Origin of the sequence: Virgibacillus dakarensis (assembly GCF_900155625.1) — a bacterium.
GTDB classification, from domain to species: domain Bacteria; phylum Bacillota; class Bacilli; order Bacillales; family Amphibacillaceae; genus Lentibacillus_C; species Lentibacillus_C populi.
This window is the reverse complement of the sequence record NZ_LT732553.1, coordinates 1,699,014-1,723,886: the sequence shown is the minus strand read 5'-3', so window position 1 is coordinate 1,723,886 and position 24,873 is coordinate 1,699,014. Positions and strand designations below refer to the sequence as shown.

The window sequence follows — 24,873 nt, the reverse complement described above, 5'->3', positions numbered from 1 at the left end:
TGATTTGCATGATTGTAAAACGAAAGGCCATACTAAATTACAGCAAATATCGTAATTCGTTTACAAATGGGTAAGTTTTCTATAAAATTTAAGGATATAAAAAGCATTACATAGCAGGAACATTTAAGAAAATATGGAGGTACATATTAATGACAAACGAAACAAAACAGCTCCCCCTCCTACCGTTACGTGGATTACTGGTTTTTCCATCAATGGTGCTCCACCTTGATGTTGGCAGAGATAAATCGGTTGCAGCGCTGGAAAAAGCAATGATGGGTGACCAGACTATTTTTCTTGCTGCCCAGAAAAAGGTAAGTATCGATGACCCGGATCCCGCCGATATTTATCGGGTCGGAACACTGGCAAAAGTAAATCAGATGCTGAAGCTTCCGAATGGAACAATCCGTGTTCTGGTTGAGGGATTATATCGTGGTGAAATAATCCGTTTTGTCGAGGAAGAAGATGATTTTTTAGTTGAAATAAATAAGCTGGAAGAGATAAGTGGAAAAACGACCGAAGAAGAAGCATTAATGCGGTCGCTGTTAGCGCAATTTGAACAATACACAAAGGTTTCAAGAAAGATAACAAAAGAAACGTTTGCGACTGTCTCGGATATTGATGAACCCGGTCGGCTGGCTGACATTATTGCCTCACATCTTTCCTTAAAGCTGAAGGACAAGCAGGAATTACTGGAAATGGAAAACGTTAAAAGCCGTTTGCAGCATTTAATAAAGCTGATTTCCAACGAGAAAAAAGTCCTTGATTTAGAAAAGAAAATTGGGCAGCGTGTAAAAACATCGATGGAAAAGACACAAAAAGAGTATTATTTACGGGAACAATTAAAAGCAATACAAAACGAACTTGGTGAAAAAGATGGAAAAACAGGTGAGGTAAGTGAATTAAGGGAGAAGATTGATAATGCTAATATGCCGGAGCGAATTAACGAAGTTGCATTAAAGGAATTGGACCGGTATGAAAAAGTACCGCAAAGTTCTGCTGAAAGCTCTGTTATCCGCAATTATTTGGAGTGGCTGCTTGCTTTGCCATGGACAAACAAAACAAAGGATACAATTGAAATTGCCAAAGCACAACATGTGTTGGATAATGATCATTATGGTCTAGATAAAGTAAAGGAACGGATTCTGGAATATTTGGCCGTGCAAAAGCTGACACAATCCATTAAGGGACCAATCCTATGTCTTGTTGGACCACCAGGTGTTGGGAAAACATCATTGGCGAAGTCTATTGCCAAATCGGTTAATCGTAATTTTGTCCGGATATCACTTGGGGGTATCCGGGATGAGGCGGAAATAAGGGGACATCGCAGGACATATATTGGTGCTATGCCGGGGAGAATTATTCAAGGTATGAAAAAGGCCGGAACCATTAACCCGGTATTTCTTTTGGATGAAATTGATAAAATGTCGAATGATTTTCGCGGGGATCCTTCTTCCGCGATGCTTGAAGTACTTGATCCGGAACAAAACAGTAATTTCAGCGATCATTTTATTGAAGAGACATATGATTTATCAAATGTTTTGTTTATCGCGACAGCAAATTATATTAATAACATACCCGGTCCGTTATTGGATCGTATGGAACTAATTTCAATTGCAGGTTATACCGAAATCGAAAAGCTGCATATTGCGAAGGAACATTTATTGCCGAAACAATTGAAAGAGAACGGACTAAAAAAAAGAAATCTGCAAATCCGTGATGAGGCCCTCCTTAAATTAATCCGCCGGTATACGCGTGAAGCCGGTGTACGGGGACTGGAAAGGCAAATTGCCAAATTATGCAGAAAGGCCGCTAAAGTTATCATTTCCGAGAATAAAAAACGGGTTGTTATCACCGTGAAGAACATAGAGGATATGCTTGGCAAACCGGTATTTCGTTACGGGCAAATGGAAGCAAATGATTTGGTTGGTGCTGCTACAGGTCTTGCTTATACAACAGCAGGTGGGGATACACTATCCATTGAGGTTTCCCATTATCCAGGAAAAGGAAAGCTGACACTTACCGGAAAGTTGGGAGATGTTATGCAGGAATCAGCCCAAGCAGCTTTCAGTTATATTCGGTCAAGAGCAGAAGAACTTGATATTGATCCGGATTTTTACGAAAAATATGATATTCATATCCATGTGCCAGAAGGAGCAACACCTAAGGATGGTCCATCTGCCGGGATTACGATGGCAACAGCACTTGTATCGGCATTGTCAGGCAAGGCGGTAAAAAGGGAAGTAGCGATGACTGGAGAAATAACATTGCGTGGCCGTGTCTTGCCGATTGGCGGGTTAAAAGAAAAATCATTAAGCGCTCATCGGGCTGGAATTACAACGATCATAATCCCGGAAGAAAACAAAAAGGACATTGACGATATTCCGGAAAGTGTCAGGGAGGATTTAACATTTATTCCAGTAAATCACTTAGATCAGGTATTAAAGCATGCACTTGTAGGGGAGAAACATAATGAAGGTAACAAACGCTGAGATTGTCATTAGCGCGGTAAGTAAAAAACAGTATCCAAACGACCGACTTCCTGAAATAGCTCTGGCTGGTCGTTCCAATGTCGGGAAATCATCGTTTATTAACAAACTAATCAACCGTAAAAATTTAGCCAGAACTTCATCAAAACCGGGAAAAACACAAACGTTAAACTTTTACAAAATTAACAATGCGTTTTATTTTGTTGATGTGCCCGGGTATGGTTATGCCAAAGTTTCCAAAAAGGAACGGGAAAAATGGGGCGGCATGATGGAAGAATATCTTCAATATCGGGATACATTGAAGGCAGTTCTGCTTATTACCGATCTTCGGCATGAGCCAACCAGGGATGATGTACAAATGTACGAGTTTTTAAAGTACTTCGAGCTCCCTGTAATCGTTATTGCTACAAAGCTTGATAAAATCCCGAAAAGTAAACGGGCAAACCATCTGAAACGGACGATTCAGACGCTTCACATCGAATCTAATGATCTTGTCCTGCCATTTTCTGCAGAAACAGGAGAAGGAAAAGAGGAAGCATGGGGCGTTTTGCAATCGTTTCTATGATGTTGAACACTATTAAGAGGAAAGCCTCCTGCCGAATGTGCAGGAGGCTTATTTTTTTCTTTTCAACAAAAAAATACCGATGATAATAATAGCAATTGGCCAGTACCTTTCCAAATAATCAACTATAATATAAATCCAGTTAAACCAGGCAGGCAATTGGATGGAAAAGATCAACAGCAGTGAACCGCCAATTAGAATCACACCTGGTAATAATCCTTTCTTTGTTTTAAGCGAACGTACGATAAAAGCAATTCCGACAATAAGCGGATAAACAGCCCAATGATCAATCCAAAAAGCATAATGATTCATACCATGAAAGTGAATACCCAGGCCTAAAATAATCGTTCCGACGAATAAGTTTTGATAATCTTTGGAACTATAGCTATGAATAAGTAAAGCTAAACCGATAATAATTAAAAGTGTTGTCCAGGAATAAAAATCAGTAATGATCGGTACCTTCAGTTCACGCAGCAGGAAATATCCTCCAATACCGATCAATAGATACCCGGCGAAAGAGTTTTGTTTCTTCATAAATGGCTTCCTTTCAAAAGGTTATTCTGATAGTGTCTAAACAGGTTGATTTCTTGCTTCCTATGTATCGTTGTGATAAAGTACTAACGAGTTCAATTCAAGTAAGGTGTTATTTTTACTTAAACATCCTATACGTCTTATCGTATCATATTGTTTCATAATCTGTTCACAATTTGAAAAAATAAGCGGGATTGTTCATGTTATAATGGGTGTTAGTATTAAGAAGTGTGGATAGTATATAGATAAGAACTAAGCGTATTGTTGGGTATCGTGGTTTGGCCACGTCCAGCTCCAGCGCCCAGCGGCTAGTGTGCTTCCCTCACCTCCGTACGATAAGTCAACATCGGTTCTGGGAAGGAGGAAGGCCGACTAAGAACGGGCTTTGCGCCCAACGTCGGCATACCCCTTTTGCAGGGGCATGTTTCCTTTATCTCCTGCGGTTGTTTGTTCGGTTAAAACCGCCGCTTTGGGCGGCAACACCGAACCACCCTGCTTGGCAGGGCGAGAGCACTCTAGCCGCTAACCGGGCACTTCCGCTTTTGAATTTTGGGGGTAAATACAGTGCATATTATAAAGGTTGGCTTCAATTATAAATCAGCCCCGGTGGAAATTAGGGAAAAACTGACATTTTCGGAACAGACGATTGATCATGCGATGGAACTTCTAAAGGAACGCAAGAGTATTCTCGAAAATGTCATTGTTTCGACTTGTAACCGCACGGAGATTTATGCGGTAGTTGATCAGATTCATACAGGTCGTTACTATATTAAACAATTTTTGGCAGATTGGTTTCAAGTGGGTAAAGATGAATTTACCTCCTACTTGCGAATTGTTGAAGGGGATGCCGCAATTGAACATCTTTTTCGTGTAGCATCAGGTCTGGATTCCATGATCCTTGGAGAAACACAAATACTTGGTCAGGTAAAACAAGCATTTCAAACGGCCCAAAGGAAGAAAACGACTGGAACTATTTTTAATGAGCTGTTTAAACAAGCGATTACCTTTGCTAAACGTGTGCATAAGGAAACAACAATTGGTGAACAGGCCGTATCGGTCAGTTATGCTGCTGTAGAGCTGGCAAAGAAAATATTCGGCGATTTGGAAAACAAACATGTGGCAATTCTTGGTGCTGGTAAAATGGGTACGTTAGCGGCCAAAAATCTTCATGGTTCAGGCGCAACACATATAACGGTAATGAACCGGACAATCGAAAAAGCCGAATTGCTTGCGGAAAAATTTCAGGCGAAAGCGGAACAGTCAGCTAATTTATTAGATGTCATGCACCATGCAGACATTCTGATCAGCTCAACCGGCTCGGATTCGGTTGTTTTGACAAAAGAAGAACTGGAACCGATCCAGAAAAAACGGAAAGGCAGTCCACTTTTTCTGGTGGATATTGCCGTACCAAGGGATTTAGATCCAAAAATTAGCGAGTTAGACAGTGTGTTTCTGTACGATATTGATGACTTGCAGCATATTGTGGATGAAAATTTAGCTACCCGAAAAAAAGCTGCCGAATCGATTGAAATCATGCTGGAAGCGGAAATTGTGGCATTCAATGAATGGCTGCAAACATTGGGTGTCGTCCCGGTTATCACGGCACTAAGAAAAAAGGCATTGGCAATTCAAGCCGAAACGATGAAAAGTATTGAACGAAAGATACCGGACTTAACGGTACGCGAGAAAAAAGTTTTAAATAAACATACGAAAAGTATTATCAATCAATTGTTAAAAGAGCCTGTTACCCAAGCGAAGGAATTGGCAGCGAGCGAGAAAGCTGATGAATTCTTGTCACTATTTATCGACATTTTCGGGATTGAAGATGAAGTGAAAACCGAATTGCAGGAACAGCAAAAGAAAAATATCAAAACCAACCAAATTAATAATGTATCCTTTCCCAAACTGGAAAACGTAAATTCAGTAAGATGAAAGGAACTTTCGTATGACAGAATCAAAATGGCTTTACGAAATTATTCTTATTATTTATGGTCTTAGTTTAGTCGGATACTTTATTGATTTTATTCAGCATAACCGGAGGGTAAATAAAATTGCCTTCTGGTTACTTAGTATGGTTTGGGTTATACAAACCGTATCTCTGTTAAGCGAAATACTTTTTAAAGCGACGTTTCCTGTATTTACAATCTATGACAGTCTTTTCTTTTATTCATGGGTGCTCGTCACTTTCTCGCTAGTAATTAATAAATTATTTTCCATACATTTCATTGTGTTTTTTACAAATGTATTCGGATTTTTTATCTTATTATTATACATTTCAACAAAAGCACAGGAATCAATCGGGCAGCGCGGAATTGAATTGGTTAACGAGCTTTTGATCGCCCACATTACGTTGGCAATCATATCGTACGGATTTTTTACAATTTCTTTTTTGTTATCGATCATGTATATTGTTCAATATCGGTTTTTAAAACAAAAGAAAGGGTTAAAGTGGATGTGGCGTTTTGGCGATTTAAAACGGCTTGACATCTATTCCTTTATGGCTGTCACATTGGGTGTACCGCTTCTCTTAATTGCAATAATATTAGGTTTTGTCTGGGCAAAGGTGGCGGGTGCCGAGTTTTACTGGTTAGATTTAAAAACGATCGGTTCGCTGTTTGTCCTGTTTATTTATATTCTCTATTTGCTTTTGCGGCTGATAAAAGGGTATCAAGGTAAAGCAATATCAGTTTATAATACCGCGGCCTTTTTGATATTATTAGTTAATTTCTTTCTGTCAAGTATCTTATCGAATTTTCATTTTGGATCATAGGAGGATATGATAATGCGTAAAATTGTTGTTGGGTCCAGAAAAAGTAATCTGGCGCTAACGCAGACGGAGTGGGTTATCGAGCAATTAAAAAAAACAGGTGTGCAAAATGAATTTGAAATCAGGAAAATCGTTACGCGAGGAGACCGTATTCTGGAGGTCACATTGTCAAAGGTTGGCGGCAAGGGCTTATTTGTAAAAGAAATTGAGCAAGCCATGTATGATAAGGAAATTGATTTTGCTGTTCATAGTATGAAGGACATGCCGGCTAAGCTTCCCGAGGGACTGATAATAGGTTCGATCCCGGTTCGTGAGGATCATCGGGATGCGTATATCGCAAAAAATCATCTCCCACTAACCGATTTACCAGAAGGTGCAATTGTTGGGACAAGCAGTTTACGCCGGGCCGCACAGGTTTTGGCAGTAAGACCGGATGTTACAATCAAATCGATACGAGGTAATATTGAAACACGCCTGCGTAAATTGGAAGAGGAAGATTACGATGCTATTATTCTGGCAGCAGCCGGACTGAAACGGATGGGCTGGAGCGAGGATTTGATCACCGAATATTTGGATCCCGATATGTGTGTACCGGCAGTAGGACAGGGTGCGCTGGCGATTGAGTGTCGGGAGGAGGATCAGGAAGTAAGAGATTTATTGCAAAAATTAAACGATGAATATACGACAAAAACAGTAACAGCAGAACGAACCTTTTTACATTTACTCGAGGGCGGCTGCCAAATACCAATTGCCGGTTATGCACATTTGGCAGGAGAGGAAGTAGTCTTAATTGCTTTAGTCGCTACAGCAAATGGCAAAACGGTTTTAAAAGAAGTTGTCCGTGGTACCGACCCAGTCGCAGTGGGCAAGGAAGCATCCGAAAGATTGATCAAACGGGGAGCAAAGGATATCGTTGAAGATGTAAAAGAGGAGCTTGACGAGTAATGCCTTTTTCATTGCATGGAAAACGTATTTTAATTACCCGGGAGAAAAATCAGGCGAAGGAGCTATCTGAAAAGGTTAGCCAATTTGGCGGGCAGCCGATTGAAGCCCCACTTTTAAAAATTACATGTAAAAAAGAAGCAGGACATATGGAAATGCTGGAAAATTTACCTATGTATCGCTGGATATTTTTCACCAGTGCAAATGGTGTGCGCTGCTTTTTTCAAATCATGAGCGAAAATAACGTTTCGTACAATCTGTTAGAAAAAACGAAGCTTGCAGTGGTCGGTCATAAAACAGAGGATGCACTGAAAAAGTACGGTTATGCGGCTGAATTCATTCCCTCCACCTATAATGCGGCTGTGATGGCGGAAGAGATCTTGACTCGTTTTCCTTCCATTAGTCCAGTTCTGCTTATCAGGGGGAACCGGTCACGTCAGGTGCTGCCAGAGCAATTGGCTGAAAACAATATTTCCTTTGATATAATAGAAGTGTATGAAACCATTTTTAATCAGACGATCAAAGATAGATTAAATGAATTGATCAGCAATCATCAATTTGACATGATTACATTCACAAGTCCCTCAACAGTGGAAGCATTTATCGAAATGAATGAGGCCCATAAAGAAGAAGTAAAAAAAGTTCCGTGTGCCTGCATTGGAACAACGACCGAACAAAAAGCGAAGTGGTACGGATTCACGAATACGATCGTACCGGAGCAATTCACGATCGAAGGTATGGTAGAAAAAATGTGTACGTATATTTCCCAGAAAGGATAGATTGACATGACTGAAACATTACAGTTTAAACGCCATCGCCGGCTGCGTTCGTCAAAAGCGATGCGTGATTTAGTAAGAGAAAACCAAGTAAATAAAGATGATTTAATATACCCGTTATTTGTTGTCGAAGGGGAGCATGTTAAAAACGAGGTACCGTCCATGCCCGGCGTTTTTCAGCTTTCCTTGGATTATCTGGCTGCTGAAATGGCTGAATTACAAGCGCTTGGCATTAAAGCCGTTATCCTCTTTGGTGTGCCAAATGAAAAAGATGAATCAGGTACAGGTGCATTCGTTGATCAAGGGATTGTCCAAAAGGCAATTCGCGAAATTAAAGATAAGGCACCGGAAATGCTTGTCATTGCTGATACATGTTTATGTGAATTCACTTCACATGGGCATTGTGGTGTTATCCATCATGAAGATGTTGCAAATGATGAATCACTTGAGTTATTGGCGAAAACAGCATTATCACAGGCAAAGGCAGGAGCGGATATTATTGCACCGTCTAATATGATGGATGGTTTTGTTGCGGCGATCCGGCGTGCATTGGATGAAGCAGGGTTCAAGAATATTCCGATCATGTCCTATGCAGTAAAATATGCCTCTGCATTTTATGGACCATTCCGTGATGCTGCAGACAGTGCCCCACAATTCGGTGACCGCAAAACTTATCAAATGGACCCGGCAAATCGACTGGAGGCATTAAGGGAAGCGGAATCGGATATGGAAGAGGGAGCAGACTTTCTTATCGTAAAACCGGCAATGTCCTACCTTGATATTGTCCGTGATGTCCGAAATCAATTTAATGCGCCAATTGTTGCATACAATGTCAGCGGGGAATATTCCATGGTTAAAGCGGCGGCACAAAATGGTTGGATTAATGAACGAGAATTAGTCATGGAAAAATTAACGGCGATGAAACGTGCTGGTGCGGATTTAATCATTACGTATTTTTCTAAAGATGTAGCGAAGTGGCTGGCTGAATAATACTATTTAGATGGGGTGATAAAATGAATTTTGATACGTCAATTGATGCCTACAAAGAAGCGGTTGACCTGATGCCTGGCGGAGTCAATTCCCCTGTTCGGGCCTTCAAGTCGGTTGGGATGTCCCCGATTTTTATGGATCGTGGCAAAGGATCGAAAATAATCGATATCGACGGTAATGAGTATATTGATTACGTCTTAAGCTGGGGCCCGCTCATTTTAGGACATGCAGATGATCGTGTTGTGGAAAAATTGAAGGAAACAGCTGAAAAAGGGACTAGTTTTGGTGCACCAACAGTGCTGGAAAATAAATTGGCCCAGCTGGTGATTGATCGTGTACCATCGATTGAAATGGTACGAATGGTGAACTCCGGTACTGAAGCAACGATGAGTGCATTACGACTTGCCAGAGGTTATACTGGCCGCGATAAAATTCTCAAATTTGAGGGTTGTTACCATGGGCATGGCGATTCTTTATTGATTAAAGCTGGGTCTGGTGTCGCTACGCTAGGATTACCTGATTCTCCCGGTGTTCCGGAGTCAATTGCGCAAAACACGATTACTGTTCCCTATAATGATGTAGAAAGTTTACGGTTGGCTTTTGCGAACTACGGTGATGAAATTGCCGCGGTAATCGTTGAACCTGTTTCCGGAAACATGGGTGTTGTGCCACCACAGGAAAACTTTTTACAAGAATTGAGAAAAATCACGGACGCCAATAGTACACTGCTAATCTTTGATGAAGTCATGACCGGCTTCCGGGTCGGCTACCATTGTGCACAAGGTTATTTTGGTGTTACTCCCGATTTAACCTGTCTAGGAAAAGTAATTGGCGGTGGCTTGCCAGTCGGTGCTTTCGGAGGAAAAAGAGAAATAATGGAAAGTATTGCACCTACAGGAACCATTTATCAAGCGGGAACGTTATCGGGTAACCCGTTAGCAATGACTGCTGGTTACGAGACATTAAATGCCATGAGCGAGAATGAATACGAAAAACTGAATCAGAAAATAGATCGTTTAGTCGAAGGATATAAACAAGCTGCGATTGACTTTTCGATTCCATTGCATATTAATCGTGCAGGATCAATGGTTGGCGTCTTCTTCACGAACGAACCAGTTATTAATTATGAAACTGCGAGGCTCTCCAATCTGGATTACTTTGCGCAATATTATCGTGCCATGGCTGAGGAAGGAATCTTTTTACCACCATCACAATTTGAAGGATTATTCCTTTCAACAGCACATACGGATCAAGATATTGAAAAAACGATCCTAGCAGTAAGGAATGCATTTGCAAAAATAAAAAAATGAGTTAAAGAGCTGCTCTTGAATGGGTAGCTCTTTTCTTTATGGCTCCCGTGCAGATTATCTCCGCTTTGCTTTTTCCCTCTTAACATCGCGCCAATGTTTTTCTTAGCATATCTTTATATCCTTTTTCATATAGTGAAGTAAGACATATTAGTAGATTGGATATATATGTTGAAGGGAGGAAGTCATTTGTCAAATGATCATGTTTTTAGTTTTGAGTTAAATGAGTCCCTTTATTTTGAAAGGGGACAGGAAGTCGCGGAGATGCGGGGGATTGCGTTAGATCCGGAAATTTCCATTCAAGCATTTAATGAGTATATTTCGATCAGGGGAGTTATCGAACTTCGTGGAGAATATGTCAAGACAGATAGTGTAACCCAGGATGATACAGTTGAATTTGAGGATGATTATCATGCGAGGCGTTTCGTAGAGCGGGTTGTTGATACAGAAGAGGGGGGGACTGAATTTTCCCATCGGTTTCCGGTAGAAATTTCCGTGCCGACTTATCGGGTAGATGATTTAGATGATGTAACGGTTAGTATTGATTCGTTTGATTATGAATTACCAAGCGAAAATCAGCTTAAATTTGTTTCAACCATTGCAATCCACGGTATTAGTGAGCAAGATGAGAGGCCAAGTGATAATTCGACGGAGACAGACTACCAATTTGTAGACTCGAACGATCATACATTTAATTTCGACATAAAAGAGAGTCCTGATTTGGAGCTTCCGGAGGAGTCAGAATCAATTGGTTATACCGACACGCCGATACTATCTGCCGGTCAGGATGAAACCGCATCACCCGATCGATGGAAAAGTAAAAAGTCGCAAAGCTTTACGGAATTTTTTAAAAAGGAGCCGGATCCCGAGCCGGATCCGTCGGTTGAGGAAAGCTCACATATGGAATCCAGTCATTATGCTTCAGTGGAATCTGCTAATTTTGTGGAGTCCAATGATGTTTATGAAAGTAGTCGGGAAAGCTCTCAAAGCTACGAAAGTCATGCAAGCTACGAAAGCCCTGAAAGTACAGTGATTGAAGAAAGCAGTAAAAGTACCGAAAGGCCGGAAATTCATGAGAGTGGGGAAAGCCGTGAAGATGAGGTAGCAGATGTTCGGTATTTATCTGACATGTTCCGTGATGACGAAGAGCATTTTTCCAGGATGCGGGTATGCATTGTTCAGGAAAAGGATACATTGGAAACAATTGCCGACCGGTACAAAATTACAACATTGCAATTAATAAAACAAAACCGGCTGCAGGATGAAACGCTATCAGAAGGGCAGGTATTATATATTCCAGTTAAGAAAAAGTAATGCGTGACATACCCCTTGCATATGGTGCCAAGGGGTCTAATTTTTTAATAGTGGAGCTGTTTTCAATGGATAGAGTTAAGAAGGTATTGGCGTCTTATCGAATTCATCCGGTTACGGTTGAACAAAAAACAGAAAATCTTTACCGGATATGGGATGGAAAACATTATTTTGCCCTTAAGGAAAGCAGGATGACAGACGAAACGATATCCGGCTGGGAAAATGTTTACCACCAGGCGTACAGACAAAATTTATCAGCGATTCTTCCGGTGTACGTAACCGAACAAGGAAGCCTATATAGTAAAGACGACCAATCGTTTTATTATATGACACCATGGCTTCCGATTAAAAATATAACGGAGCAGAAACAACAGATAGAGCGATTGTATCAAACTTCAGGAACCATTCATGCTATAACAAAACAGTCATTACCCATGGAGCAGGAGAAGGTCATGAACAACTTTAAGCGATACAGGACAAACCTTGCAAAAAACAGATCCGAATTATTGTCAACTGTGGAGAGGTTTGAAAAAAACCGTTATATGTCGCCTGTTGAATTGCTGGTTTGTACCCAATTCCGTGATCTTGATTTCGTGTTGCGGGTATTACAAGATCAGGTTGATCGATTTATCGATGACATAAAGCAAGAGTCCGATTGGCAATACAGTTTATGTCATGGCCAGCTTGACTTTTCCCATGTTATTTTTGCTCATCAAACCTATTTGCTAAACTGGGAAAGGGCGCACCACGATAATGCAACAAGTGATTTGGCAAACTTGTTTACTAATGTGGTGACCGATTATGATGATCCGATGGATGATCTTATTGAATTGTTTCCTGTCTATCTCAAAGAAAATAAGCTGACGGAGACCGAATTATCTTTGCTTGCCATTTATTTATTAGACCCAACGGAGTACATAACACGATTAGGGCAATATCGCAAAAACCCATCGGAATATCCACAGGTTGATCAGGTAGTGCAATTACAGCGTTGTCACCGGAAATTATCATTTGCAGTAAAATGGACGGAAAATGTTGATATATGGCTGGAATCAGATGATGAGCAGGAAAGCTAAATCCATTCTAAATAAAATGCGATAAATAACCCCACAATAATACCCAGCAGGAAAACATCGAACGTTGTCGGGAAGAACAGTGTACGACATAATTGAAAAATCAGGATAGGCAAGGTACATTTTTCAATCACAAACAAACAGTTTCGTGCCCATGGTGGAAGTCTGTAACGATAATAGCGAGCCATAGCAATCACCTCTTTTGAACACTTTTTCGATAGATAAGAAAGTATAAAAATCAGCTCTATTCTGTTCATACCAGAGTAGGCCACGTCCGGCTCCAGCGCCCAGCGGCTAGTATGCAACACCCGCCTCCGTACGATAAGTCAACATCGGTTCGGGGAAGGAGGAAGGCCGACTAAGAACGGACTTTGCGTCCAACTCACGTCTACCCCTTTTTTAGGGGCATGTTTCCTTTATCTCCTACGGTTGTTTGTTCGGTTAAAACCGCTGCTTTGCGCAGCAACACCGAACCACCCTGCTTGGCAGGGCGCAGCATATACGCGGGCCTGCAGGATGCAGGTCATGCCGACGTTGGCACAGGACGTGCCGGTTTTAGTCGGCCTTCCCTAACCGGGCGCTTGCGCCTTTGTTCTCAACTTTAATATAATATATGTATAATCCAAGCTGTTTTGTGCAATAGGTATAATTAATATTGCTTTTTTCGCCTTTTACCAGTAAAATAATGAATAACAAAATGAAATGCGATGATAGGGAAGAGTACAGGATAATCGCCTAAAAAGAGAGGGAAATAGTTAGCTGAGAATTTCCCAGGAAAGATTACCTGGAAGGTCGCCCTTGATGCAGCTTTTTTGAATTTGGGAACAAACGTGCACTAGCTTGATGCTGGATATGCCTTATAATCCAGGTGCATATATTTGTTTATTCCCCAAAATTAGAGAAAGCCGGATCTTGTCCGTTATCAAGGCCGAGTGTACAAGAGTTTGCTTGTAAACAAAGGTGGTACCACGGAAATCTATCCTTTTCGTCCTTTACTGGATGAAAGGGATTTTTTGTTTTCTGAAAAGGTCAGTTCAAAAGGAGGAGTAATTTATGAGTAAAGATCAAGGGTCATCATTACCACCGAAGTATAACCCGCAGGAAATTGAGAAGGGGCGTTACCAATTTTGGATTGATGGCAAGTTTTTTGAAGCAACCGGAGATGAAACGAAAGAACCGTATACGATCGTCATTCCGCCGCCTAACGTAACAGGAAAATTGCATTTGGGGCATGCGTGGGATACAACCATGCAGGACACGGTTTCGCGGATGAAACGGATGCAAGGCTATGATGTGTTATGGTTACCTGGGATGGACCATGCAGGAATTGCTACGCAGGCTAAGGTAGAGGCAAAGCTTAAGGAACAAGGGAAAAGCCGTTATGATTGTGGCCGTGAGAAATTCATCGAGACGGTATGGGAATGGAAGGAAGAATATGCTGATTTCATCCGAAAACAATGGGAAAAGCTTGGCCTTGGCCTTGATTATTCAAGGGAACGGTTCACAATGGATGATGGGTTATCAGATGCGGTTCGCGAAGTTTTCGTTACCCTTTATGAAAAAGGATTGATTTACCGGGGAGAATATATTATTAACTGGGACCCGCAAACGAAAACAGCACTTTCCGATATCGAGGTTATTTATCAGGAATTACAGGGACATTTTTATCATTTTCGTTACCCGTTGAAGGATAGCGACGAATCTATTGAGATTGCCACGACACGTCCGGAAACCATGCTTGGGGATACGGCTATTGCTGTTCATCCAGATGATGAACGTTATCAGCATTTGATCGGTCGGAAAGTAATTTTGCCTATTGTCGGTCGAGAAATCGAGATTGTAGCGGATGATTATGTAGATATGGAATTTGGTTCGGGAGCGGTAAAAATTACCCCGGCACATGACCCAAATGACTTTGAAGTAGGAAATCGCCATAACCTGGAACGCATTCTCGTGATGAACGAAGACGGAACAATGAATGAAAATGCAGGTAAATATGAAGGAATGGACCGTTTTGCATGCCGGAAGCAAATTGTAAAAGATCTGCAGGATTCTGGCGTTTTATTTAAGATTGAAGATCATACCCACCAGGTTGGCCATTCTGAGCGAAGTGGTGCTGTGGTTGAACCGTATTTGTCAACGCAATGGTTTGTCGATATGCAGCCACTAGCTGATGCAGCAGTTGCATTACAAAACAGTGAAGAAAAGGTCAATTTTGTACCAGAACGTTTTGAACGAACTTATTTGCATTGGATGGACAATATTCGTGATTGGTGTATCTCTCGTCAGCTATGGTGGGGCCACCGTATTCCAGCATGGTATCATAAAGAGACAGGGGAAGTATATGTTGGAAGAGAGGCACCTGAAGATGTAGAAAACTGGGATCAGGATGAGGATGTTCTAGATACTTGGTTTTCATCCGGGCTCTGGCCATTTTCAACCATGGGCTGGCCAGATACAGATTCGGAGGATTTTAAGCGTTATTTTCCTACCGATGTACTTGTAACTGGTTATGATATTATTTTCTTCTGGGTTGCACGCATGATTTTCCAATCAAAGGAGTTTACCGGGCATCGCCCATTTAAAGATGTGCTGATTCATGGCTTGATTCGTGATGCAGAAGGACGCAAGATGAGTAAATCGCTTGGTAATGGTGTCGATCCAATGGATGTTATCGACAAATACGGTGCCGACTCATTACGCTACTTTTTACTAACAGGCTCATCCCCAGGGCAGGATTTACGTTTTTATTGGGATAAAGTAGAGGCAACGTGGAACTTTGCCAATAAGGTATGGAATGCATCCCGTTTTTCGTTGATGAACATGGCGGACTTTTCGTATGAGGATATTGATTTAACTGGTGAATTGTCACTGGCTGATAAATGGATTCTAACCAGGCTGAATGAAACAATTGAACAGGTTACGAAAAACACCAACAAATATGAATTTGGTGAAGCCGGCCGTCATTTGTATAATTTTATATGGGATGAATTATGTGACTGGTATATTGAAATGGCAAAGATTCCACTATATGGTGATGATGAAGCGAAAAAGCAAACAACGAGATCGGTTCTTGCCTACGTTCTCGATAATACGATGCGGATGCTGCACCCGTATATGCCGTTTATAACAGAGGAAATCTGGCAGGCTCTGCCACATCAGGGTCCATCGATTACCGTAGCGAAATGGCCAGAATTCCGGGGTGATTTTCATGATGAAAAAGCATCGCAAGAGATGAAGCGGCTCGTATCGATTATTAAAGCAGTGCGAAATATTAGGGCAGAGGTGAATACACCGATGTCCAAACCAATCAGCTTGTACATTCAAACGGAGGATGAAGCTGTGTTAAAGGAATTGGAAAATGAACGTGAATACTTGCAGCGTTTCTGTAATCCAAGTGAACTTCTGATCGCTGGCAAAATAGATGTTCCGGAAAAAGCCATGTCGGCCGTTGTTACTGGTGCTGAACTGTTTTTGCCATTAGAAGGGTTAATCGACTTCGATAAGGAAATCAAGCGGCTGGAAAGTGAGTTGGACAAATGGAACAAAGAAGTGGAACGTGTCCAGAAAAAACTGGCTAACGAAGGTTTTGTAAAAAAAGCACCACAAATAGTTGTAGATGAAGAGAAGCAAAAAGAGCAGGATTATCTGGAAAAGCAGGCTAAGGTAAAAGCACGATTAAGTGAATTAAAAGGATAACGAAAAAGCGGAATTCCATCATAAAATGGAGTTCCGCTTATATTTGTTTCGTGCTAATCTGTTGTTTTATATGTTCCGTGTATTTTTCTAATATATTTATATCACTGACAGCACTTAGTGTACGTGAGCCGACGACATCCTCGATTTCATTAAAAAGCAGTTTTCCATTCTTATCTAGTAAAAAGTCAATCCCAACCATATCAAATTCAAAATGTTGCACGATCTTATTGATTATTGCTGTTTCCTCAGGCTTTAAGGAATACCATTTCGCTGAGCCACCAAGTTTATAGTTCGCCCGAAAATCGGTATTGCTTTCTCTAATTACGGCGCCAACAATTTCTTTGCCGACCACGAATACCCGAACATCTTTTCCGAGTGAAACATTACAGGCCTGAATAACGATGTCGGTTGCCGCAATGGCTGATTTTCGCTTGCCCCACTCCGCTTGATTACGAATGAGATAAACCTGCTTACCTCCTCTGCCAAGAGCCTCCTTTACCACAAGGGGATAGGTAATTGGCGGCTGTGATGGCAGATTATCGGTTTTTAGAAAAAAGGTATCTACCATCGGAATTCCAAGGGAATTGATATGATGATGGGTTAATGCTTTATTATTGCATATCACCGCAATCCTGGATGAATTAAACACGGGTACGCCGAGTGCTTCCAGATGCAGACTTAATAATGGCTCTATTGTCCGAATAACAGCGAAGTCCGGCAATTTTACTTGTTTCTTGTTGTACAGGACAGTTCGCTGATTGCTGGCAATACCGATTGTCAGATCTTCCCGGAAAATAAGCCTGAGTGACATATCTTTTTGCCCAGCTTCTTCGATAAACCACTGAATATATGCTTCATTCTGGACAGCATCTTTTTTACTGTATAGCAGCCAACCGCTATATTTCATCACGATCGCCCCTCATTCGTCAACGTTTCGCTAATATAGCGGATGATAAAATCGGCAGCATTAATGTGCGTACAGTCGTACATATTGCGGATATGAGCGTTCGAGTTAATTTCACAGATGATTGGTGTATGGTCCGGTCCGAATAATAGATCCACCCCGGCAAAATCGGCACCAATCGCTTTCGTTGCTGCTACGGCGATTTTCCGTTCGATCGCTGATGGCTGGTATGCCTCCATCGTACCGCCAGCTGTTACATTCGCCCGGAAATCATTCGAGGCATACCGGGTCATTGCTGCAACGACGTGATCACCAACAACTTGCAGCCGCATGTCTTTTCCTGAACTTGCTGCAATAAATTCCTGAAATACAAATGGTCGCTCCTGAATTTCCTTTACCTTATCCATCATCTCCTTTTCGGTATGAACCAAATAGACTTGTTCACCAAAAGATCCAAAGGCTTCCTTTATTATCATGGGAAATCCTAATTGATCAATGATAGAGCGAATATTTTCCAATTCAACGGTCGCTGATCCTGGGAAAATCTTGGGAGCAGCTATGGTCTTCGGGATTGGCAGATGATGCTGGGCTAAAACCTGATAAGTGGCAATTTTATCATCACTAATGGCAATCGCGTTTGCCGGATTAAATACACGAATCCCCAGCAATTCCAATTGTCTTGCCAAATAAATATCCTTGTCGGTAAAAATGACGAAATCGGGTAAACTATTTCCGCCTATTAGTGAAAGCCGCCGATCGTCAAGATATGTAAGTAAATCATTATTTTTGTACAAATTCGTTTCGATTCCTTGTTTTTGCGCAGCCTCATGGAACCATTCCGCAAAATCAAGGAACTTATTTCCAGATAAATGGCCATTATAAATAATCCATCCGTTTACGTTCACAAGTATGTTCCTTTCTATGTACCAGTTTAGTATTTTTCGGTCAATATTCCTGCTATAATAAGGGTATATTTTTTGCACTTTAAGAACTATAGATTTTTTAGGGTTATAGTATCAGAAAAACTTCAGCATCCGCTATTATGGACGAGGCGAATGCCAAGTTTTTTCAAGAAAAGCGGTGTACATATGTTTGACAATTTTCAGCAAGCGACAGTATTTTTTGCAAACAGGAAAATGTTCGGGATCAAACCGGGACTTGATCGAATGCACCGATTGTTGCAGTTGCTTGATTGCCCGCAACATAAGTTAAAAGCAGTCCATGTTGCCGGTACAAACGGAAAAGGATCAACTATTCATTATTTAAAAGCTGCATTACAAGCAAATGGCAATCGCGTTGGTGTCTTTACCTCTCCAAGCCCTATTGGGTTAACCGGTCATATATTATTCGATGACCAGCCGATCTCTGAGACAGCCTTTGTACATTTATTAAATGAGATGTATCCTGTCATCCAAAAACTCGATAGCATGAATAATCATCCTACTGAATTTGAAATTATTACAGCAATGGCCTTTGTTTATTTTGCTGATCAGGTCGATATAGCACTAATTGAAACGGGAATGGGTGGCAGGGAAGATACGACAAATTGCTTTACCCCCATTATCTCTATTATAACAAATGTAACACGGGATCATATGGCTTTTTTAGGAAATACCGTAAAAGAAATCGCCTTTCATAAAGCGGGAATTATTAAACAAGACAGACCTGTTGTCATTGGTGATATGAACCCGGAAGCATTTGCAGTTATCGAACAAGAGGCATATAGAAATAACGCCCGTATTTATCAATTCGCGCAAGATTTTACAACTACGAGTATGGGACAGGTAGAAAACAACCAACATTTTATGTGGTCCTGTGGCGGTAAAAAAATGACCGTTTCTTTAAAAATGAGGGGGAAACATCAGGAAATCAATGCATCGGTTGCAATAATGGCGTTATCGTTACTTAAGATGCATGGTTACCCCGTTTCCTGGGACAAAGCAATAGCCGCGATTGGCAGGTCACAGCTGGCAGGGCGGTTCGAGCTCATTTCTGACAATCCGTCCGTTATTATTGATGGAGCACATAATGTAGCTGGTATTCAGTCGTTCATTCGAACAGTTTTGCGTCATTATCCAGATCGGGAAAGACATCTGATTTTTGCGGGCTTTAAAGATAAAGAATTAACAATGATGCTGAATCTGTTATGTGACCACTTTGCATCGATCACAATTACAACATTCGATCATCCGAGAGCAATAAATGCGGAATCGTTATACCGGGCAGTCTCATGCAGGAATAAATTGCTAGAACCAGACTGGCATCATGCGGTTAAGCAAATTTGCAACGAAACGGCTCGGCGGGATAAAGTTTTTTTTATTACAGGGTCGTTGCATTTTATTCTGCAAGTCAGGAAATATTTTAGGGGAAAATAGGTATTATGGTCAGAGAGGAAATAAAGTCGCTGTTCATGAGGATTTACACACTATAACAATAGAAGATGGGTCCTTATTCTTTTTTCCATGTTATAGTACTTGTTCAAACTCTCGCCGCTTATCATTTGGTGACTTTTTGAACATCCTTGTACAGCCTTCACTTTTGACATTTCTTGAAAAATTATGTTGAACGTTTTTTTTACAAGAGTGACAAAACTCGTCTTACTTTGCAGTTTAGCTGTGCTAGAGTTAAAAAAAGAAGCAGCAAAGTGAGGGGAGAACGTGAGCAAAAAGAAACCAATAGTCATATGGATGAACGGAAAAAAAACAAAGATTGGACAAGATATGACCAATGAAAAAAGACCATTTCATGATGAACAGGCTTCAGCATTGGAGGATTCAGAAAAAAATGAACAGGTTCCAACTTTTGATCGTTATCACTCCCTGGATGACAAGTATGATCACTACGGAAAGGCTAAAAAAAGAACCGGAAACTATAAAACAATTATTATTTCTGCAGTATCGGCTGTACTGATCGGTATATGTCTAGGTATTATTATGTTGCATATGTTTGATGGAGTTGGTCACGAAGCAAACAGCGGAATGGATAACAGCGGACTGGCCGATACAAGCTCCGTGAGTAATAATACGGACGACAAGTCTGATCAGAATGGTTCCAGTTATTCGGTGGAACAATTAAACGCCTTTGTGTTGCAGGCTGGTATTTTTTCATCTAAGGAAAATGCCGCAGAATGGTCCGGGAAATTTAAAAATGCCGGGTTTCCAACGGTAATTTGGAAACGGGACGGTCAGTTTTTTCTTCTGGCAGGTATTGCCGATACAAAAGAACAAGCAGATCTGTTTTCTGCTGAATTCACCGATTTCGAAATTTACGCAAAGGAATGGAATACCAAAAAAACGGAAATAAAGGTAACTGCCAAAGAACATGAATGGCTCCAGTCCTTTACTGACCTGTGGCGTGATTCTGTTAAAAAAGTTGGTGCAGGTGAGGCGTTATCGGCCGACGCATGGCAAAAATTAGTCAATGGTTTTCCAAAAAAGGGAGAAGGCATAGCACCATTTCATAAGCAGTTAACGAAGTCGCTTCAGCAGATGGAAGAAGGAAATGCTGTGAGCGGTCAAGTATTCCTTTTGGAGCAATGGTCGCAATATGAAGAACTGATCCTGAGTAAATAAATACGGACGGTAGACGATAGCGTCAATAAGCCGTTTTGCTGCTATTATCGTAGATCAGAAAACAGGTATTTTGCAAATACCTGTTTTTACATTTTAACGATTAAATGAGGCCGCAAAATCCATTTTTCCTCTAAGAGAAAATTGGATTTTAGTAGAGAAAAAGCAGCTGAAAATACTATTTTACCAGTTTGTCGAAAAAGGCCATAACCGCTACTATGGAAATTACGAAAACAAGGAGGGGAAAATAATGGCAACATCATCCATCATGATTAAGGACGTGCCGAAAGCAGATCGGCCGCGCGAACGCTTATTAACGTTTGGAGCGGGCCATTTATCAAATCAAGAGCTGTTTGCAATTTTACTTGGAAGCGGCACGAAAGAGGAATCGGTTATGGCATTGTCACAACGTTTATTAACACATTTTGAAGGATTGAAGTTATTGAAGGATGCTACAATAGAGGAGCTTACAGCGATCAAGGGAATTGGCACCGCAAAGGGAGTTTTACTGCTATCGGCAATTGAACTGGGAAAGCGGATGAATCAGTATAAGCCGGACGATCGTTACATTATCCGTTCACCAGAAGATGGAGCGGATTACATTATGGAAGAGATGCGAGGGCTTAGCCAGGAGCACTTCGTTGTATTATTCCTCAACACCAAAAATCAGATTGTTCATCGGCAAACGATTTTTGTTGGCAGTTTGAATGCTTCCATTGTCCACCCTCGTGAAATCTACCGGGAAGCAGTAAAACGGTCAGCTGCATCAATCATCTGTGCCCATAATCATCCTTCAGGCGATCCTTCCCCATCACAGGAAGATATTCATGTAACAAGACGGTTAGTCGAGTCCGGGAAAATGATTGGCATTGAACTGTTGGATCATCTCGTTATCGGCGATCGTAAATTTGTATCACTGAAAGAAAAAGGTTATTTATAAGTGAAATCTCATTATAACACTATCTATTTTTTTATTTTTTTCGTATAATATGATAGACAACCGACAAATTGGCGCCATTTTTCAATCTGATTATTGAAATTGGCGCTTATTATAATTTGTAATAAGAAAAGCGCAAGCGCCCGTTTAGCAACGTACAAACTGGAGCGCTCCGCAATGAGATAAAGGAAACATGCCCCTGCAAAAGGGGTAGACGTGAGTTGGGCGCAAAGCCCGTTCTTAGTCGGCCTTCCTTCCTACCCGAACCGATGTTGACTTATCGTAGTGAAGGAGTGTGAAGTTTGCTAGTTGCTGGGCGCTGGAGCTGGACGTGGCCCCTTTCGACTATCCAGTTATCCACGGCGTATAAATTTTATAGTTTCCTAGTAGACAATAAAAAAAGCTACTTATGAAGGATAATAAATGTTAAAATATAAGGGTTGGATTACATTGCAATATGTAGAATAAATCGATATAGTTAAGCTACATACAACTTACGAGTGGTTATTTTGGAAAGGAAGATTTTTTTGGGAAGATTTAGCTTGTCACAAGATTTGGGAATAGACTTAGGCACTGCGAACACACTTGTTTTTGTTAAAGGTAAAGGCGTTGTTCTAAGGGAACCATCGGTCGTTGCGAAAAATGTTATTACCGGGGATGTTGAGGCGGTTGGGAGTTCAGCTCGAAATATGATTGGCAGAACGCCGGGGAATATTTCAGTTATTCGGCCAATGAAAGATGGCGTCATTGCTGATTATGATACGACGGCTGTAATGATGAAATATTATATCAAAAAGGCAATGCGTAAACGATCTGCATTTGCCAAGAAACCAAATGTGATGATCTGCGTTCCATCAGGGATTACAATGGTTGAGGAGCGGGCAGTGATCGATGCTACAAAGCAAGCGGGTGCAAAGGATGCATTTCCGATTGCAGAACCATTTGCAGCTGCAATCGGCTCAGGGCTGCCTGTTTGGGAACCGACGGGAAGCATGATTGTTGATATTGGCGGTGGTACCACAGAAGTAGCAGTCATTTCGTTAGGAGGCATCGTTACCAGCCAGTCTATTCGGATTGCTGGTGATAATATGGATGAGTCTATTACACAATATGTCCGAAAAACATATAATTTGATGATCGGTGAGCGATCAGCTGAATCGATTAAGTTGGATATTGGAACAGCTGGTGAGGTTGCAGAAAATGAAGAACTGGATATTCGTGGACGGGATATGCTGACAGGACTGCCCAAGACCATCACGATAACAGCGCAGGAGATTGCCGAATCACTGGCTGACACGGTGGAAGAAATAATCAATGCCGTGAAATACACGCTGGAAAAAACACCTCCAGAACTTGCAGCGGATATTATGGATCGTGGCATCGTCCTTACAGGTGGCGGTTCCCTTTTACGGAATATAGATCAAGTGATAAGTGATGAGACGAAGATGCCTGTATTTGTAGCTGAAGATGCGTTGGACAGTGTCGCAATCGGAACAGGTAAATCATTAGAATACATTCAGCATTTCCGCAACCATCCGAATGTATCGACTCGTCCTACTGTAGAATAAGGTTGTGTTTTTATGCAGTTTCGAAAAAAAAGGTTATTTATTATTCTAATTGGGTTTATCATCCTTGTTGCCTTGATTGGCTATTCACTCAGGGATAGGGAAAATTTATCTACCCCTGAACAATTTATTAAGGACTCTGTTGGATGGGTGCAGAGTGTGATACATGCCCCGGTTAAATTTATGACTGATATATTTACAAACATTGATGATTTAAAAAATACGTACGAGGAAAATCAACTGTTAAAAGAAAAGTTATCGGAATATAAAGGCTTGATTTATGAGGTTCAGGAAATTAAAGAAGAAAATGAGGAGCTTCGAAAAACATTAAAAAAGACAGAATCATTGCGGGATTTTAATCCTATACAAGCAACGGTTATGTCGCGTACACCGGAACGCTGGGTTGACCAGGTAACGATTAATAAAGGAATGCAAGCCGGTGTTAAACAAAATATGGCTGTAATAACCGGTGATGGAATGATTGGGAAAGTACAGTCTGTATCCCAGTTTTCATCAACCGTTCAACTGCTTACCGGGTTTGATCAGTTCAATCGTATTTCAGCAACCATTTCACGCAAGGACGGGAAAGATATTTTTGGATTAATTGAAGAATTTGATGAAGAAAGCAATTCACTATTGTTTAAAATTATCGAGGAATCGGATAAAGACCTAAAAAAAGGAGAATTGGTTGTTTCATCCGGGATGGGCGGCGTCTTTCCTGAAGGTCTGCCAATTGGAACGGTTAAGGAAGTAGTTCCGGATCAGTATGGGCTAACCCGTACAGCACTAATTAAACCGGCAGCCAATATGTATGAAATAAATCATGTAATAGTGGTGGATCGTGATCTTACTGACAGTGATGAAGCCAAAAGTGATCTGGAGGGTAAAGAATAATGAAGCGATTATTTTTGCCTCTGATTCTTTTTCTGATTGTGATTCTGGAAGGTGTATCACTGGAATTATTGCCGACCCGCCTAGTAACCGGAGAATTACTAATTATTCCGCACTGGCCCCTTGTCTTTTTAGTGTGTATCTCGATTTTTTATGATAAAGAGAATACATATACATCTGTCTTCTATGCGATTATATTTGGAATGCTGATTGACGTTGTGTATACAGGAATTCTCGGCGTCTACATGTTCACATATGCATTGGTTATTTACATTGTACGCGGATTGAAAAAACTATTGCATGCCAATTTTTATGTAACACTTTTATTGGGATTTCTTGGAATTGCGATGGCAGACTTTATCATTTATATCATTTTTTCAGTAATTGACCTGGCGGATATGACACTTGTTCATTACTTGGTTTACCGGTTACTACCAAGCATTTTGGCAAATCTGCTATTTTTACTGGTGTTGTATCCATTGGTAAGAAAACCACTTATAAAATGGGGCGATGAGCAATTGCACAGCTGATCAAATTGTCTTGTAAATGGGATTAATGAGGTG

21 protein-coding genes and 1 other annotated feature are annotated in these 24,873 nt (G+C 41.0%); of the genes, 17 read left to right on the top strand and 4 right to left on the bottom strand.

Translation table 11 applies throughout. The features are described 5' to 3' along the window. Positions 1–149: 149 nt before the first annotated feature. Both lon and yihA read left to right on the top strand, forming a co-directional pair. Positions 150–2,489: an endopeptidase La gene (gene lon, locus CZ382_RS08725; RefSeq protein ID WP_088050790.1), complete on the top strand. Its 2,340-nt coding sequence runs from the start codon at positions 150–152 to the stop codon at positions 2,487–2,489. Then, on the top strand, positions 2,470–3,051 hold the full coding sequence (yihA, locus tag CZ382_RS08720; protein ID WP_088050789.1) for a ribosome biogenesis GTP-binding protein YihA/YsxC: 582 nt from the start codon (positions 2,470–2,472) through the stop codon (positions 3,049–3,051). The genes lon and yihA overlap by 20 nt, the downstream gene beginning before the upstream one ends. Before the next feature lie 48 nt (positions 3,052–3,099). On the opposite strand, the gene CZ382_RS08715 is transcribed toward yihA, so the two are convergent. After that, the gene (locus CZ382_RS08715; protein ID WP_088050788.1) at positions 3,100–3,582 is read right to left on the bottom strand and encodes a LiaI-LiaF-like domain-containing protein; all 483 of its coding nucleotides are present in this window, start codon (positions 3,580–3,582) and stop codon (positions 3,100–3,102) included. Positions 3,583–4,143: 561 nt separating this feature from the next. On the opposite strand from CZ382_RS08715, the gene hemA reads away from it, so the two are divergent. The 8 genes from hemA (at position 4,144) to CZ382_RS08675 (ending at position 12,748) form a co-directional block, all read left to right on the top strand. After that, positions 4,144–5,511, top strand: coding sequence for a glutamyl-tRNA reductase (gene hemA / locus CZ382_RS08710; RefSeq protein ID WP_088050787.1), 1,368 nt, complete (start codon positions 4,144–4,146; stop codon positions 5,509–5,511). Positions 5,512–5,524: 13 nt separating this feature from the next. Then, a complete protein-coding gene (locus tag CZ382_RS08705; RefSeq protein ID WP_088050786.1) occupies positions 5,525–6,349 on the top strand; it encodes a cytochrome C assembly family protein in 825 nt (274 codons plus the stop codon). A 12-nt stretch (positions 6,350–6,361) separates the two neighbouring features. Then, complete coding sequence (gene hemC / locus CZ382_RS08700; protein ID WP_088050785.1) at positions 6,362–7,291, top strand: hydroxymethylbilane synthase; 930 nt, start codon at positions 6,362–6,364, stop codon at positions 7,289–7,291. Beyond that, the gene (locus CZ382_RS08695) at positions 7,291–8,067 is read left to right on the top strand and encodes a uroporphyrinogen-III synthase (RefSeq protein WP_088050784.1); all 777 of its coding nucleotides are present in this window, start codon (positions 7,291–7,293) and stop codon (positions 8,065–8,067) included. Before hemC ends, CZ382_RS08695 begins: the two co-directional genes overlap by 1 nt. A 6-nt stretch (positions 8,068–8,073) precedes the next feature. Beyond that, positions 8,074–9,054: a porphobilinogen synthase gene (gene hemB, locus CZ382_RS08690; protein ID WP_088050783.1), complete on the top strand. Its 981-nt coding sequence runs from the start codon at positions 8,074–8,076 to the stop codon at positions 9,052–9,054. A gap of 23 nt (positions 9,055–9,077) precedes the next feature. Continuing rightward, positions 9,078–10,364 carry a glutamate-1-semialdehyde 2,1-aminomutase gene (gene hemL / locus CZ382_RS08685; RefSeq protein WP_088050782.1) on the top strand — a complete coding sequence of 429 codons (1,287 nt, stop codon included), beginning with the start codon at positions 9,078–9,080 and terminating at the stop codon, positions 10,362–10,364. Positions 10,365–10,550: 186 nt separating this feature from the next. After that, positions 10,551–11,675: a stage VI sporulation protein D gene (spoVID, locus tag CZ382_RS08680; RefSeq protein ID WP_159457779.1), complete on the top strand. Its 1,125-nt coding sequence runs from the start codon at positions 10,551–10,553 to the stop codon at positions 11,673–11,675. A 65-nt stretch (positions 11,676–11,740) separates the two neighbouring features. Continuing rightward, entirely contained in the window at positions 11,741–12,748 is a 1,008-nt protein-coding gene (locus CZ382_RS08675) for a phosphotransferase (RefSeq protein ID WP_159457778.1), read from the top strand. On the opposite strand, the gene CZ382_RS08670 is transcribed toward CZ382_RS08675, so the two are convergent. Continuing rightward, positions 12,745–12,933 carry a hypothetical protein gene (locus CZ382_RS08670; protein WP_088050779.1) on the bottom strand — a complete coding sequence of 63 codons (189 nt, stop codon included), beginning with the start codon at positions 12,931–12,933 and terminating at the stop codon, positions 12,745–12,747. The genes CZ382_RS08675 and CZ382_RS08670 overlap by 4 nt on opposite strands. Before the next feature lie 510 nt (positions 12,934–13,443). Then, positions 13,444–13,741: a binding site (T-box leader), on the top strand. 57 nt (positions 13,742–13,798) lie between these two features. Here CZ382_RS08670 and CZ382_RS08665 point away from each other — a divergent pair. Beyond that, positions 13,799–16,444 (top strand): valine--tRNA ligase, encoded by a 2,646-nt coding sequence (locus CZ382_RS08665; RefSeq protein WP_088050778.1) that lies wholly within the window; start codon positions 13,799–13,801, stop codon positions 16,442–16,444. A gap of 37 nt (positions 16,445–16,481) precedes the next feature. On the opposite strand, the gene CZ382_RS08660 is transcribed toward CZ382_RS08665, so the two are convergent. Further along, positions 16,482–17,351, bottom strand: coding sequence for an ATP-grasp domain-containing protein (locus CZ382_RS08660; protein ID WP_088050777.1), 870 nt, complete (start codon positions 17,349–17,351; stop codon positions 16,482–16,484). After that, positions 17,351–18,253, bottom strand: a complete 903-nt coding sequence (locus CZ382_RS08655) for an ATP-grasp domain-containing protein (protein WP_088050776.1) — start codon at positions 18,251–18,253, stop codon at positions 17,351–17,353. Before CZ382_RS08655 ends, CZ382_RS08660 begins: the two co-directional genes overlap by 1 nt. Before the next feature lie 150 nt (positions 18,254–18,403). Between CZ382_RS08655 and CZ382_RS08650 the strand changes: the two genes are divergently transcribed. The 6 genes from CZ382_RS08650 to mreD all read left to right on the top strand — a co-directional run bounded on the left by CZ382_RS08650 (position 18,404) and on the right by mreD (position 24,840). Further along, positions 18,404–19,723: a bifunctional folylpolyglutamate synthase/dihydrofolate synthase gene (locus tag CZ382_RS08650; protein ID WP_230855985.1), complete on the top strand. Its 1,320-nt coding sequence runs from the start codon at positions 18,404–18,406 to the stop codon at positions 19,721–19,723. A gap of 282 nt (positions 19,724–20,005) precedes the next feature. Then, positions 20,006–20,920, top strand: a complete 915-nt coding sequence (locus CZ382_RS08645) for an SPOR domain-containing protein (protein ID WP_140392723.1) — start codon at positions 20,006–20,008, stop codon at positions 20,918–20,920. 247 nt (positions 20,921–21,167) lie between these two features. After that, positions 21,168–21,857: a RadC family protein gene (gene radC, locus CZ382_RS08640; RefSeq protein WP_088050774.1), complete on the top strand. Its 690-nt coding sequence runs from the start codon at positions 21,168–21,170 to the stop codon at positions 21,855–21,857. Between the two features lie 524 nt (positions 21,858–22,381). Beyond that, complete coding sequence (locus CZ382_RS08635) at positions 22,382–23,422, top strand: rod shape-determining protein (RefSeq protein WP_088050773.1); 1,041 nt, start codon at positions 22,382–22,384, stop codon at positions 23,420–23,422. A 12-nt stretch (positions 23,423–23,434) separates the two neighbouring features. Next, positions 23,435–24,313 carry a rod shape-determining protein MreC gene (gene mreC, locus CZ382_RS08630; protein WP_088050772.1) on the top strand — a complete coding sequence of 293 codons (879 nt, stop codon included), beginning with the start codon at positions 23,435–23,437 and terminating at the stop codon, positions 24,311–24,313. Next, positions 24,313–24,840 (top strand): rod shape-determining protein MreD, encoded by a 528-nt coding sequence (gene mreD / locus CZ382_RS08625; protein ID WP_088050771.1) that lies wholly within the window; start codon positions 24,313–24,315, stop codon positions 24,838–24,840. The genes mreC and mreD overlap by 1 nt, the downstream gene beginning before the upstream one ends. Positions 24,841–24,873: the final 33 nt, after the last annotated feature.